The sequence below is a fragment of the Xanthomonas fragariae genome (assembly GCF_017603965.1).
GTDB lineage: Bacteria > Pseudomonadota > Gammaproteobacteria > Xanthomonadales > Xanthomonadaceae > Xanthomonas > Xanthomonas fragariae_A.
Map to the genome: position 1 here is coordinate 3,519,445 of NZ_CP071955.1, position 14,420 is coordinate 3,533,864.

Below are 14,420 nucleotides of genomic sequence, written 5' to 3' on the forward strand. Positions count from 1 at the left end.
AGAGCCGGTTGATTGCCATCGAGACACACCTCGCGGAGATTGACGCATCAACCAAGTCGGCCAGCGACGACATAGGCGCCATGCGCATCGCTCAACTTCCGGACTATCCTCCCGATGGCCTTTGAGTTGCCGCCTAACAATTCATTCAAGCCGAAGTTGCTTCGCAACTTAGCTTAATTGAGGCATTAAGCGTGATTGACCGTATCCCCACGCACAACGACCCAACTGTCGGCCAGGCTCAGTCGTAATTGCTAAGTGCCAACGACAACAGCGCCTTGGCCTGCTCGCGCAACGAAACCGGTTCGACAATTTCCGCATCAGAGCCGTAATGCAGCACATCCATGAGCAATTCGCGTGAGTTGCTGTACGGCAATTTGAGCTCATAACGGCCATCGGGCAGAAAGCGCCCCTGTTGTTTGGAATGCCAGTGCTCGTCGGCGACCCAGCGCGCGGCCTTGGCGCTGAACACGATGGTTGCCCAGCCCTTCGGCGCACCCGAAAAAATGCCGTAGCTGGCGGCGAGTTGTTCGTCCAGTTCGCTATCTGGCACATCACGTGGCGCCGCATCGAGCAGGCGCGCGTGATTGATGCGATCCACCGCAAAGCTGCGCACGCCGTCGCGACCGTGATCCCACGCGTCCAGATACCAGTTGTCGCGGTAGTGGGTGATGCGCTGCGGAGACACGGTGCGCTTGGTCGATTCGTCGGTGGAGCGCGCGCGGTAGTCGAAGCGCAATTGCTTGCGCTCCAGCACCCCGGAAGCCACGGTGCGGAAGCTGGCTTCGTCCAGCTTGCGGCCCCGGTGCGGAATCACCCGTACCCGGTCCACCGGCCACTGCGATACGCCGGCCTGGGCGGCCAGCAACCCTTCGATACGTTGCTGCAGCGGCGCCAGCATCGAGGACAACACTCCGCCGCCGGTGCGCGCGAGCAGTTGCTGCGAAGCCAGCAGCGCGTGCAGTTCTTCCGAGCTCAGCCACAGGCCGGGCAGTTCGAAGCGGTCGCTTTCACCGGACAGATAACGGAAGCCCGATTCGCCATCGCCTTCTATCGGCGCCATCAGTGCATCGCGCAGAAATGCCAGATCGCGATAAACGGTTGCGCGAGAACATCTCAGATCATCCTGCAGCCGCGCCACCGTGACCGGGTAGCGAGCCGACTTGAGCAGGCGATGCAGGGAGTTGATGCGTTCGTAGCGGTCCATATGTCGATTATGTCCGAAGTCCTTGCGCGGCGGGGTGAGCGCGGCTGTGCGCCAGTCGCAGGAGCGTAGCCACCGGTGTCGGGGCTGCGCCTGCCTTGCAGCTCGCTCGCATTCACCACGCGTCCGTTGCCGCTCGCACGCACCTGAACACGTCATTCGGCTGCGATCTGCGCCCATCGCCCGAACCCTCAATGAAGCGCGACGTTCACTTGATCATGACGCGGCCGCACAGTCCGTTATCATGAAATCGCTTCCACGCTCTCTAACCGCCCTGCCCTCCAAAGCGAGCCGCCCATGTTCCGCCGTACCCTGTCGTCTGCCCTGCTGCCACTGTTGTTGATCACGCCCACCGTCTGGGCCCAGGCAGTGGCATCGGCGCCGGTGGATCCGGCCGCAGCGCTGATGCCCTCGCCCTGGGGCGGCAGCAGCGGGGAATTCGGCTACGCCGCGGCGCACGGCAATAGCACCACCGACAGCCTCAACGGCCGCATCCGTCTGCGCTATACCGACGGCGACTGGATCCACAGCCTGGACGCCACTGCACTGCGTTCGAGTTCGGAATACACCAACACCGACGACGACGGCAGTACCGAACGCAAGCGCCAGACCACCGCCGAGCGTTACACCGGCAGCGCTGGCAGCGCATTGCAGTTGGGCGAACACCGCCAGCTCACCGCCACCGGCCGCTACGAAATGGATGATTTCGCCACCTATGACCATCTGGCCACCTTCGGTATCGGTTACGGCACGCGCCTGATCGACGCCGATCGTTTTTATCTGGATGCACAGGTGGGCCCGGGTGTCCGCCGCGCACACAACCGCAAGGAAGACCGCAACGAAACCGGCCTGATCGGACGCGGCCTGTTCGACCTCAAGTACACCGTCACCGACAACACCGATCTGATCAACACGCTGCTGGTGGAGTCGGGCGGATACAACACCTATGCGCAGAACGATTTCGGCGTGCAAGTCAGCATGAACTCGCACTTCGCGCTGAAGGCTGCATGGCAGATGCGCCACAACAGTGAGGTGAGCGATGGCGACAACAAGACCGATACGCTGACCACGGTCAACCTGGTTTATAAGTTCAAGTAAAAATTAGCGGTTGTAGGAGCGACCTTGGCCGCGAGAGGTTTTACTGGTGAAGCCTCTCGCGGCCAGGGCCGCTTCTACGAGGATTAGGCACGACGCGTTTGCAACCTCGAGCCGGTGAGGCTAAGAGCGGCTTGCGCATCGGTTGAGGTGTCGGTGACGTTACAGCTCTGCCAGCAACTGTGCGGCGCCTTTGTCGAACAAGCCTTGCGCGACGCGGCGGCCCAGTTCTTCGGCGTCGTCGGGGCTGCCGCATGCGTCTGCATGAATCAACCGCCCGTCGCTGGCGTCGCCGACCATGCCCTGCAGGAACAGGCCCTTGCCTTCCCAGCGCGCGAACGCAGCTACCGGCACGTGACAGCTTCCATGCAGCGCGCGATTCATGGCCCGCTCGGCTTCCACGCAGACGCGGGTGCGGCCTGCGTCCAGCACCGCCAACAGACCATGGATACGCGCATCGTCACCGCGGCATTCCACCGCCACCGCGCCCTGTGCGGGTGCAGGCAACCACTCTGGCGCGTCCAGTCGCGCGGCAATGCGCGCATCCAGACCCAGCCGCTGCAAGCCGGCACAGGCCAGCACGATGGCGTCGTAACCCCCGTTGTCGAGTTTGGCCAGGCGGGTGTTGACGTTGCCGCGCAGGTCGACCAATTCCAGGTCCGGGCGCGCGGCGCGCAACTGCGCCTGGCGACGCAACGAGGAGGTGCCCACACGTGCGCCCAGCGGCAGTGCCTGCAAGGTGGCGTAGAGATTGGACACCAGCGCGTCGGCCGGGTCGCCGCGGCCCAGGATGGCCGGCAGCACGAACGGCTCCTCAATTTCCATTGGCACGTCCTTGAGCGAATGCACCGCGCAGTCGGCTTCGCCACGCAGCATCGCCAGCTCCAGTTCCTTCAGGAACAGGCCCTTGCCGCCGATGGCAGCCAGCGAACGGTCCAGCACGTCATCGCCACGGGTGCTCATCGGCACCAGCACGACCTCCAGGTCGGGATGATGCTGGCGCAAGGCGGCGGCGACGTGTTCGCTCTGCCAAAGGGCGAGCGGGCTCTTACGGGTGGCGATGCGGAGCGCGGTCATCCCGCCATTATCGCGGAGCAGACCCGTAACTCCTACCTAGGGCGTGTTGTGCGTTTTGGGATGAGTGCATGACACCCTTTAGCGTAATTGCTCGCGCAGGCTGGCAACACAGCGACGGCTCACTTCCAGGGTCTGCGGCACGTTGCGCAGCACCGCATGCACCTGGCCGTCGCCGCTGCGGCGCAGTTCCACCAGTTCGTCGCGGGCGACCAGGCAATTGCGGTGGATGCGCAGTAGGCGGTCGGCGAACTCGTCTTCCAAGGATTTGAGCGACTCTTCGATCAGGTCCTCGCCACGGGCGTGGTGGACGATGACGTATTTCTCTTCGGCCTGCAGGTAGCGGATGTCCTGGATGGCGATCAGCCTCAAGCTACCGCGCAGGCGTGCGCAAAGATGCGTGCGTAACGGCGCAGGCGCGGCGCTGGGCGCGCGTCCGGCCAGGAAGGTGGCTACCTTTTCCATTGCGGCAGCCAGACGTTCCGGGCGCACCGGTTTCATCAGGTAATCCAGCGCGGCGGCGTCGAACGCCGACAGCGCGTGCTGGTCGTAGGCGGTGCAGAACACCACTGCAGGCTGTGGCTGGCTTTGCCGCAACAAGCGCGCGGTTTCCAGGCCGTCGACGCCGGGCATGGCGATGTCCAGCAGCACCAGATCCGGGTGCAGGTGTTCGCACTGCTGCAGCACTTGTTGGCCGTTTTCGGCCTGGCCGATCACTTCGACGTGCGGATGCTCGGCCAGCAGCATGCGCAGGCGCTCGCGCGCCAGTGGCTCGTCATCGGCGATCAGCACCCGCACTTGCGTGGCCGTCATGGACATCCCCTCGCTGCAGCGACTCTCCCTCACGGCAGCGGCAACGTGATCTCACAGACATAGTAGCCTTCGGCCCAGCTGGCCGCCATCCGTGCCCCGGCACCGAACTGGAGTGCCAGCCAGTGCGAGATGCTGGCCTGGGCAAGTCCGGCTCCGGCCAGCAACGGGAACCGGGCTGCGGAGCCGAATTGACGATGCGGATCTGCAACTGATTACCGCGCTGGCGCAGCGAAAGGTGCAGCGCGACAGTGTGATGCTGCGCGCCGCGCCGCCGCCGGGCATCAGGGTCACCACCAGCACCACCACAGCACCAATTCAGCCGATCCAGCAGCGCGCCCAATCGCGGCAGCCGGCACAGGTCCGGCATCCAGACGATTTTTGTGGCGCGCGGTGGCCCATGGCCTCAGACGGCGGTGAAGCGCGCTTGCATCCAGTTGCGCAGGGCCTCGATTTCTTCCAGACAGATCTGATGCCCCATCGGGTAGGTATACCAGTCCAGTTCGAAACCGAGCGTACGCAAGGTCTGCATGCTCGCCTGACTGGCAGCGAACGGCACCACAGGGTCGGCGGTGCCGTGGGCCATGAACAACGGTTGGCGGGTGGCGGCCTGCTGCAACTGGCTGGAGGCAGCGGCCGGTTCGGGCAGATAGGTCGACAGGGCGATCAGCCCAGCCAGCGGCTCGCTGCGCAGCAGTCCCACCGCCAAGGTCACCGCGCCACCTTGCGAAAACCCGGCGAGCAGAATGCGCTCGGGCGCGATGCCGCGGGTTTGCTCGTGGACGATCAACGCTTCGACCTGCGCCACCGATTCGGCGATGCCGACCTTATCGGCGCGCTGGGCGAAATCCAGGCTGACGATGTCGTACCAGCCGCGCATGCGCACGCCGTTGTTGATGGTGATCGGGCGGATCGGCGCATGCGGAAACACGAAGCGCAGTGCCGGCCACTGCGGTCGCACCAGTTCCGGCACCATTGGGGCAAAGTCGCTGCCATCGGCGCCCAGACCGTGCAACCAAAGCACGGTCCATTGCGGGTTCGGTCCGGTCTGGCGTTCGATCACTTCCAACATCATCCAGCTCCACTTGAGGGGCTGGGCATTATGCCTTGCATGGTGAACCGGCCCGATCACGGCGCCGATGAGGGAAGCGCACATATTTTGCCGCTCGCCAAGCCGCTGACCGGACCTCGCAGATCAGGAGCGGTGAACGTGAGCCGCCGTACTCAGATCAGCGACGACTCCAGCGCGGCGGCGCGGCGCAGCTCGGCCGCCCGCACCAGCACCTTGGGCGGGTCGAGTTCTTCGGGAATGCAGAAGATGCCCGCGCGGCGCAGGCCCAGGCCGGTGCGACGCAGCGAGGTCAGTGCCACCACCGGGATCGACAAGGCCATGCCTACGATCACCGGCGCCATCCAAGCCGCCAGCGATGGCGACACCGTATAGGCCACCGCACCCATGAACAGGCCGAACACAGTCAGCCCGCCATAGCTGCGCAACAGAGCAGGCCACGAAAGCTTGCCGTCGTCGCGCACCTGCGCATCCCAGCCAGAATCCTTGCCGGCCAACACTTCGAACACGCCACGCGACTGCAGGTACATCACCACCGGCGCCATCAGGGCGGCCAGTACGGTTTCCAGCAGAATGCTCAGCAACGCGCGGATGGCGCCGCCACAGGCGCGCAGCTCACGCGGGTTGAGCAGCAGCGCGATATAGCCGAGCAACTTGGGCGCGAGCAGCACGAACATGGTGCAGATAAAGATCCAGATCGCATTGCCCTGGCTGCTGCCATGCCAGTAGCGCGCGGGCGAGAACGGCAGGTTGCCGGCTAGATCGATGCCCCCACCGGCCAGCGGTATACCGATGCCGATCAACATCAGCAAGCCCCACATCGGCGCGGTGAAGTAATGTCCGATGCCGATCAGCATATGCATGCGGCTGATCCAGTGCAGGCCCTTGGCGCCGACGACTTTTGCGTGCTGCAGGTTGCCCTGGCACCAGCGGCGGTCGCGGATCAGCATGTCGGTCAACGTGGGTGGGCCTTCTTCGTAGCTGCCCTGAAGATACGGCACCATGTGCATGGCCCAGCCGCCGCGCCGCATCAGCGCCGCCTCGACAAAATCGTGGCTGAGCACATGCCCGCCGAACGGCTTGCGCCCGCGCAGCGATGGCAGGCCGGCGTGATCGGCAAACGCCTGGGTGCGGATGATGGCGTTGTGGCCCCAGTAATTGCTCTCGGCGCCATGCCACCAAGCCACGCCAAAGGCGATGATCGGCCCGTACACACGGCCGCCGAACTGCTGCATGCGGGCAAACAAGGTCTGCCCGTTGACCACCGCCGGCAGGGTCTGGATCAGGCCCACATCCGGGTTGTTTTCCATGCCGGCGACCAGCCGCACGACGGTGTCGCCGGTCATCAGGCTGTCGGCGTCCAGGATCAGCATCTGCGCATAGCTGCCACCGAAGCGGCGCACCCAGTCGGCCACATTGCCGGACTTGCGCGCAGCATTGTCGGCGCGGCGGCGGTAGAAGATGCGCCCGTGTCCATCGACGCGATCGCACAACTGATTGTAGACCACTTCTTCGGCACGACCGATATGCTCGTGGGTGGTATCGCTGAGCACGAAGAAATCGAAGTGTTCCAGCTGGCCGGTTTCGGCCACCGATTCGTAGATCGCCTGCAGGCCGGCCAACAGCCGGCGCGGGTCTTCATTGTAGGTGGGCATCAGCAACGCGGTGCGCGTCTGCAGCGTCGGCAGCGGTTCTTCGGGGTCGATGCCGAGCTTGCGCCCGCCGCGCGCCACTACGGTGATGAAGCCGGCCACCGCGCTGGCGAAGGACATCGCGATCCAGGCGAACAGCAGCACGAACAAGCCGAGCAGGCAGCCTTCCAGCACGCTGATGCCGTCCGGCCACAGCACGCTGAGCATCACCCACACCGCCACCGCGGTGGTGGCGAAAGTGCCACCGATCAGATAGAAGCGCCGAATGCCAATGCCAGCCGGCGCGGTGCGCTGATGGCCGACCTGAAGGCTGCCTTCGTGCAAGCTTTGTTCGGGCATCGCCAACGGCGCTTCAGGCGGCAGCGTGGGCTGGCCGGCGTCGAGTGCGGAAATGGGCGGCAATGCGGTTGGTGCGGGGGGAAGGGTCACGGTACCATCCATCAAGACTGCCCATCGCACGATCGCGACAGTGCGGGCTGAAACGGGAAGTCCATCCCGGCTATGCATAGCGATGTTGCTTGGTGCGTCGCAGCGTGGGCGAGCCCAGCGGCGTGCGACCAAGACGCTCTAAAACTAATCCGATGCACAAGCTCTCCTTGCTGCAACCTCACGTCGCAGCGCATTCTAAAGAATCGACCGTTAAAGGAAACGAAGGCCACTGCGCAGTCTTCCAGCCCCTGTCCCGACGCTGGAAGCGCGGCAGACTACGCCGCAGCGACCGAACGCAGCCCCAATAGATTGCAGCTTGACACGCGCGCTGTCACTGGCGGCGAACCAGGTTGTCATGCGTACCAACTGCCTTAGAGCGGCTAACAAAACGTAGCGAGCAGTCGTCAGGTGGGTGCTCGCGGCGCGCAGGAACCGGAGTGTACGCGTGGTACATGCCGATTCCGAGCACCGACCGCGCCCGCCTGGCGGTGAGCGCAGTCGTTTTGTTAGCCGCTCTGAATCGGACAGACCAGCAGCGCGCGGCCGTCTTCCTGCAGTTGCAGCACATCGCACGCGGCCCGCGCACCTGGGCCAGTTGCGTACACATCTGCGCATCGTGGATCTCGGCTACCGTCAGCGACAGCCGGCCGTCATCACGCAGCCGGGTTTCGGCCATGGTGCGGCCACCCGGGGCGATGCGCAGCAGCGAGAGTTCTTGGGCCGCACAGACCGCGCACCCGCTTTACCGGCAACATCTCAGGGCAGCGCGGATTCCAGCGCGTCTTCACCCAACGCGTGCGCCTGCATCAGGCGACGACTGCCGGCGTTCAAACCCTTCACCTGCACGTCCAGATCGTGATGCCGCAGCCGCTGCACCACCTTGTCCAACGCCGCCACGGCGGTGATGTCCCAAAAATGCGCGCGGCTCACGTCGATCAGCACCGCACGACCGGGCACCTCACGTGCGTCGAAGGCATCGATAAACACGTCGGCCGAAGCGAAGAACACCTGCCCGCGCACGCTGTAGGTACGCACGCCGTCGTCGCCATCGCTATGTGCGATCTGTAGCAGCCCAGCCACCTTGAAAGTGAAGAACACTCCGCTCAGCACCACACCCACCGCTACGCCAGCAGCTAGATTATGCGTGACCAAGGTCACAGCCACGGTTGCCAGCATCACCACGCTGGAGGTGCGTGGATGGGTGACCAGGGTGCGCAACGAGCGCCAGTCGAAAGTCTCGGCTGAGACCATCACCATGATCGCCACCAACGCCACCAGAGGCACCTGCGACACCCACGGCTTGAGCAGTACCATCAGGATCAGCAGGAATACGCCAGCAAATAGCGTGGACAGCCGGCCACGACCGCCGTACTTCACGTTGCCCACGGTCTGACCAATCATGCCGCAGCCGGCAATGCCGCCGAACAGGCTGGCTGCCGCGTTGGCGATGCCCAGCCCGGCGCATTCGCGGTTCTTGTTGCTTGGGGTATCGGTGAGTTCATCGACTACACGCGCGGTCATCAGCGATTCGAGCAAGCCCACCATTGCGATAGCCAGCGCCGGCAAAGCGATGATGCGCAGAGTCTCCAACGTCAACGGCACCGAAGGCCATTGCAGGAATGGCAACGCATTGGGCAGCTTGCCCAGATCGGAAACGGTCTTCAGCGGCAACTGTAATGCCGTGCCGGCGATGGTCAGCAGCAGGATGCACAGCAGCGGCGAGGGAATCGCCGACAGGCCGGGTATGCGCAGACGCGGCAGGCCGTAGATGATCGCCAGGCCCACGCCCAACATGACCCAGGTAGTCGGGTTGGCGCCGAGCAGATGCGGCAACTGCGCGGCGAAGATCAGCACTGCCAGCGCGTTGACGAAGCCAGTGCGCACCGAGCTGCTGACAAACCGCATCAGCACGCCCAGGCGCAACAGTCCGAACAGGATCTGCACCGCACCGGCCAGCAGCCCGGCCGCCAGCAGATAGCGCAAGCCGTGCGCGGCCACCAGCGGTGCGGCGACCAAGGCCACCGAGCCGGCTGCAGCAGAAATCATCGCCGGGCGTCCGCCACAAAACGCAATCACGATGCCAATCACAAAGGATGCGAACAGGCCCACTTGCGGGTCCACACCTGCCACGAAAGCGAACGCAATCACTTCGGGAATCAGGGCAAACGTTGCGACCGCACCGGCCATCAGTTCGCGCGCAGGTGAAGCGCGCCATTGCGCCAGTTCGGCACGCAAAAAGGACATCGGGAGACACTCCGGGGGACAGAAACGACAGCCTGCGGAGATTGCGCAGCGCCAATAGTGTGCAGGAAAGCGACCCCGTCCGCAGCCTGTGTGTCATCGTTGCGGCAATACGCTTTTCTGTGACTTGCATCACGCCGAGGAACGCCACCGCATACCAAGATACCCCCCCACCGCGCCCGACTGTCGAGCTCGGTTCTCCAGGGAAACCACCATGTCCATTTTCAGGACTGCAAGTACGCTCGCGCTGACCACGGCGCTGGCGCTGACCGCCGCACCGGCTTTCAGCTATTCCATCAGCAACAAGAAGATCGTCGACGACAGAGGCAAGGTGGTTCAGCTCAAGGGCGTCAACGTGTTCGGTTTCGAGACCGGCAACCATGTCATGCATGGTCTGTGGGCGCGCAATTGGAAAGAGATGATCAATCAGATGCAGGGCCTGGGCTTCAACGCCGTGCGCCTGCCGTTCTGCCCGGCCACGCTGCGCGCATCCACCGCCCCGACCAGCATCGACTACGGCCGCAATCCCGATCTGCAAGGTCTGACCTCACTGCAGATTTTCGACAAGGTGATCAAGGAATTCAATGCGCGCGGCATGTACGTGATGCTGGATCACCACAGCCCCGATTGCGGCGGCATTTCCGAGCTCTGGTACACCGGCTCGTATTCCGAAGCGCAGTGGCTGGACGATCTGCGCTTTGTCGCCAACCGCTACAAAAGCGTGCCGAGCGTGATCGGCCTGGATCTGAAGAACGAACCGCACGGTGCGGCCACCTGGGGCAGCGGCAACGCATCAACGGACTGGAACAAGGCCGCCGAGCGTGGTTCGGCGGCAGTGCTGGCGGTGGCGCCGAAGTGGATCATCGCGGTGGAAGGCATCACCGACAACCCGGTGTGCTCGACCAATGGCGGCATCTTCTGGGGCGGCAATCTGCAGCCGCTGGCCTGCACCCCGCTCAACATTCCGGCCAACCATTTGCTGCTGGCACCGCATGTATACGGGCCGGATGTGTACGTGCAGTCGTATTTCAACAGTAGCAACTTCCCCAACAACATGCCCGTGATCTGGGACCGCTACTTCGGTCAATTTGCCGGCAAGCATGCGCTGCTGCTGGGCGAGTTCGGCGGCAAGTACGGCGAAGGCGATGCCCGCGACAAGAGGTGGCAGGACGCGTTGGTGAAATACCTGCGCAACAAGGACATCAACGCGGGCTTCTACTGGGCGTGGAACGCCAACAGCGGCGATACCGGCGGCATTCTGCGCGACGACTGGACCAGCGTGCGCGAAGACAAGATGGCGCTGTTGCGGACGCTTTGGGGCACGGTGAGAAGCACCGCGGCAGCTCCCACACCAACCCCGCCCCCCCCGCCCCCCCCGACCCCGACGTCCACCGGAAGCTTCGGCACCAAGGTGTTCGTGGACAGCAAGTCCAGTGGCGGCTACTGCAACCGGATGCAAGTCACCAACACCGGCACCGCAAGTGGCACCTGGTCGATCTCGCTGCCAGTCACCGGCACCGTCAACAACGGTTGGAACGCTACTTGGTCGCAAAGCGACACCACGCTCAAGGCCAGCGGCGTGGACTTCAATCGCACCCTCGCTGCCGGTGCGACTGCCGAGTTCGGCTTTTGCGCGGCAGTCTGAATGCCTGAAGCGGCCCGCGCTGGCGTGCCCGCAGTTAATATGTCGTCAGCAGGTGGTCCCACTGTATGACGTCGCGTAACGCAACGGGCTGATCAACGCCGGTTCGCATGCTGGCGTCCGGCATGTAGCAACGCTGCAGGAGTTCCCTTTGGCGCGATGAAGCGTGATCGGCAACGCCCATCGCCCAAAGGCGATCCTATATTGCATTGACGCATTGCACGACTCTGCCTTGATGACTCCAAACAAGCCGAAGCTGCCGCAAATAACGTTCAACCGGCCTGTGAATCAGCCGTTATGCGTGAGCTAGCGCCTCAACTCTTAGAGCGACTAACAAAACGACTGCGCTCACCGCCAGGCGGGCGCGACCGGTGCTCGGAATCGGCATGTAGCACTCTTACAGGGACCGAGGTCGCGCAGGGAAAAGATACAGTGCTTACCGCGCGACATCGCGTCCGGTGGTGGCTGTGTCGCTGCCGCAGCGCGCGCGTTTGGCGGCGTACATAGCTTCGTCTGCTGCGTGCATCAAACTGGCGGCGTCGACGTGCGTGCCGTGCTGCCAGGCGACACCGATGCTGGGCTGGATCGGCAGGTGCTGGTCGCCGAACACTGCGCCTTCCGCTGCAGCGATGCGGATGCGCTCTGCGACCGCGGCACATTCGGTCTGCGGGTCTTGCAAGTCGCCCAGCAGCACCACGAATTCGTCGCCGGCCAGACGTGCCACTAAATAGCGGTCGCCTGCCGCACGCTGCAGGCAGCGGCCGAAAGCGACCAATACGGCGTCGCCGGCGCGGTGGCTGTAGACGTCGTTGATGCGCTTGAAGCCGTCCAGATCCAGGAACATCACTGCCACGGCGCATTGTTGTTGCTGCGCCTGCGTCACGGCGATCTGCAACGCTTCCGACCAGGCGTGCCGATTCGGCAAGCCGGTCAAGGCGTCGCGGGTGGCGCGCTCGTGCATCAGGCGATGCAGCGTTTTATGCGCGGTGACGTCGTGCGCCATCAGGAAGAATCCCTGCGTCTGCGTCTGCGTCGATGCACTCTGCGTTTCCGGCACCAGGGTGATTTCCACATCGCGTGGGGATATGCCGCCGCGCAATACATGTTCGAAGCTGGCGCGTTGCCCGGCGACGACCTGCGCCAAGGCAGCGCGCGCGGCAGCACTGAGGTCGCCGCCCAACACTTGCGTGATATGGCAGCCGACCAGGCTGACCGGCTCGACACCGAGCCAGTCGCGATGGGCTTCATTGGCGAACAGGCAACGCTGCCCAGCATCGAATTGGCCTACCAATGTAGGCGTGGCATCGCTGATTGCACGCAGGCGCGCTTCGCTGGCGGCCAGCCGTTCGGCGGCCACGTGGCGCTCGGTGACGTCCTGAATCTGCGAGACAAAATGCACCGGCGCACCGCTGCTGTCACGTACTAGCGACACCGACAATTGCGCCCTGATCACCGTGCCCTGCTTGCTGATATAGCGCTTGCTCAAGCTGTAATTGTCGCGCCCGCCCTCGATCAGCTCCTGCACCAGCCGCAGGTCCACATCCAGATCGTCGGGATGGGTGATGGTCTGAAACGTCGTGCGCAACAACTGCTCGCGCGGATAGCCCAAGATGCTGCACAGCGAGGGGTTGACGTCGCGCCAGGCACCGTCCAGAGAGACGATCGCCATGCCTTGCGGCGCGGTTTCGAAAGCGCCGGTGAAATGCTCGGCGGCCAGCTGCGCGGCGGCTTGCGCCTGCAATTCGGCGGTGACGTCGATGGCCATCGCCAGATAACCTGCCAATCCTTGCTGCGCATCGTGGATGATGTTGAAGCACAGGCGCACGCGACGCAGTTCGCCGTCCTTGCGCACCAAGGTCCAGATTTCTTCGGCAAGCACATCGCCGGCTGCGGCCGCAGCCAACTTCACATAGGACGGCGGCGACAAGGCCAACGTGGACATGTGCCGCTCCAGCTCGGCGGGCAGATGGAACTGCACTGGGCAGCTTCCCAATACCTCGTCCGCGGCATAGCCAAGCAGCCGCTCGGCGCCAGGATTGAACAATTCGATCTGGCCGTGCGGATCGAAGGCGATGATCGCCACATCCCGCGAGGCGTCCACCAGGGCCTGCAGGCGCGCGCGTTCGGCGGCCAGCGCGGCCGAGGCGTCCTTGAGCTGGGTGATGTCGTGCATCACGCAGACCGCACCCAAGGGCGTGCCCTGATCGCTGACCACCGGGTCGGCATTGCACAGCACGCTGCGCGCCGGTTGGCCGGCGGTGGCACGGATCACCATTTCGGCGTTGCGGACGTGCTCGCCGCGCCAGGCGCGCACCAAGGGAATAGCATCGGTGGGCAGCAAGGTACTGCCGTCGGCGTTGTAAAGGTCGAAGTACTGCGCCCATTGCGAAGGCGGCAGCGCACGCGGATCGGTGCCGTGCCATTGCCGCGCGGCGCGGTTGAATTCATGCAGCAAGCCATCGTTGCCGCAGGCCACCACGCCGTCAGCCATAGCTTCCAGCAACAGGCTCAGCGTCTGTTGTTGCGCCTGCGCGGCCAGCCGGTCGCGGCGCACTTCCAGTTGACTGGCGGCTTGCCGTGCGAGGCGGATCAAGGCCTGTTTCTGGTGGTCATCGAGCAGGCGTGGTTCGGTACTGAGCGTGCACAAGGTGCCGTATGCGTAACCGCCGCTACCGATCAGCGGCACGCCCACATACGAGCGCACACCGGGCGCAGCAATCACCAACGGGTTGTTGACGAAACGCGGGTCGGCCTCTGCATCGGGCACTTCCATCAGCTCGGTGCCCATCACCGCGTAGGAACAGAACGACGCGCTGCGCGGGGTGCCTTCCAGATCGGTGCCGCAGCGCGCCTTGAACCACTGGCGGTCGGCATCCAGCAACGACACCAGCGCCATCGGCGCGTTGGTGATATGCGCGGCCAGCCAGGCGATGTCGTCGAATTCGGCCTCTGCCTCGGTGTCCAGCACTCCCAGCCGGCGCACTGCCTCCACGCGCAAGGCGTCGTCGGCTGGGATCGGCACGGGCGGCATCAGGGCAGTCATGGCGTGGTCGGCGGGCGTGTGGTCAAAGTGGGTCGCACGCATGTAACGGCGCAGCGAGGGTCAACTTGAGCAGATCTGGCTGGACTCGCTTGCCGGACATTCAGAGCGGCGCTCAGCGTACCAGTGGAGCCGGCCTTGACAAGGTGATTGATCCGGGCATGTCA

At 64.1% G+C, this 14,420-nt stretch carries 8 protein-coding genes, 1 other RNA gene and 3 pseudogenes; 2 read left to right on the top strand and 10 right to left on the bottom strand.

The features are described 5' to 3' along the window. Positions 1–238: 238 nt before the first annotated feature. Entirely contained in the window at positions 239–1,204 is a 966-nt protein-coding gene (locus J5I97_RS16735; protein ID WP_208587729.1) for a helix-turn-helix transcriptional regulator, read from the bottom strand. Positions 1,205–1,498: 294 nt separating this feature from the next. Between J5I97_RS16735 and J5I97_RS16740 the strand changes: the two genes are divergently transcribed. Next, positions 1,499–2,299: a DUF481 domain-containing protein gene (locus J5I97_RS16740; protein ID WP_208587730.1), complete on the top strand. Its 801-nt coding sequence runs from the start codon at positions 1,499–1,501 to the stop codon at positions 2,297–2,299. Positions 2,300–2,458: 159 nt separating this feature from the next. Here J5I97_RS16740 and hemC read toward each other — a convergent pair whose 3' ends face one another. The 8 genes and pseudogenes from hemC to J5I97_RS16780 all read right to left on the bottom strand — a co-directional run bounded on the left by hemC (position 2,459) and on the right by J5I97_RS16780 (position 9,574). Continuing rightward, positions 2,459–3,373, bottom strand: a complete 915-nt coding sequence (gene hemC / locus J5I97_RS16745) for a hydroxymethylbilane synthase (protein ID WP_208587732.1) — start codon at positions 3,371–3,373, stop codon at positions 2,459–2,461. A 78-nt stretch (positions 3,374–3,451) separates the two neighbouring features. Further along, the gene (locus J5I97_RS16750; RefSeq protein WP_208587734.1) at positions 3,452–4,183 is read right to left on the bottom strand and encodes a LytR/AlgR family response regulator transcription factor; all 732 of its coding nucleotides are present in this window, start codon (positions 4,181–4,183) and stop codon (positions 3,452–3,454) included. 29 nt (positions 4,184–4,212) lie between these two features. Next, positions 4,213–4,424: pseudogene (locus J5I97_RS16755) on the bottom strand (sensor histidine kinase); the annotation flags it as partial. A gap of 162 nt (positions 4,425–4,586) precedes the next feature. Next, complete coding sequence (locus tag J5I97_RS16760; protein WP_208591794.1) at positions 4,587–5,255, bottom strand: alpha/beta hydrolase; 669 nt, start codon at positions 5,253–5,255, stop codon at positions 4,587–4,589. A gap of 149 nt (positions 5,256–5,404) precedes the next feature. After that, the gene (mdoH, locus tag J5I97_RS16765) at positions 5,405–7,342 is read right to left on the bottom strand and encodes a glucans biosynthesis glucosyltransferase MdoH (protein ID WP_208591796.1); all 1,938 of its coding nucleotides are present in this window, start codon (positions 7,340–7,342) and stop codon (positions 5,405–5,407) included. A 366-nt stretch (positions 7,343–7,708) separates the two neighbouring features. Next, a non-coding RNA gene (locus tag J5I97_RS16770) (sX9 sRNA) lies at positions 7,709–7,784 on the bottom strand. Between the two features lie 64 nt (positions 7,785–7,848). Then, positions 7,849–8,060 (bottom strand): annotated as a pseudogene (locus J5I97_RS16775) (hypothetical protein); the annotation flags it as partial. A 26-nt stretch (positions 8,061–8,086) separates the two neighbouring features. Then, complete coding sequence (locus J5I97_RS16780; RefSeq protein ID WP_208587736.1) at positions 8,087–9,574, bottom strand: SulP family inorganic anion transporter; 1,488 nt, start codon at positions 9,572–9,574, stop codon at positions 8,087–8,089. Between the two features lie 211 nt (positions 9,575–9,785). Here J5I97_RS16780 and J5I97_RS16785 point away from each other — a divergent pair, with 211 nt between their 5' ends. Then, positions 9,786–11,216, top strand: a complete 1,431-nt coding sequence (locus J5I97_RS16785) for a glycoside hydrolase family 5 protein (protein WP_208587738.1) — start codon at positions 9,786–9,788, stop codon at positions 11,214–11,216. A gap of 433 nt (positions 11,217–11,649) precedes the next feature. Here J5I97_RS16785 and J5I97_RS16790 read toward each other — a convergent pair. Continuing rightward, positions 11,650–14,356, bottom strand: a pseudogene (locus J5I97_RS16790) (PAS domain S-box protein). Positions 14,357–14,420 lie beyond the last annotated feature (64 nt).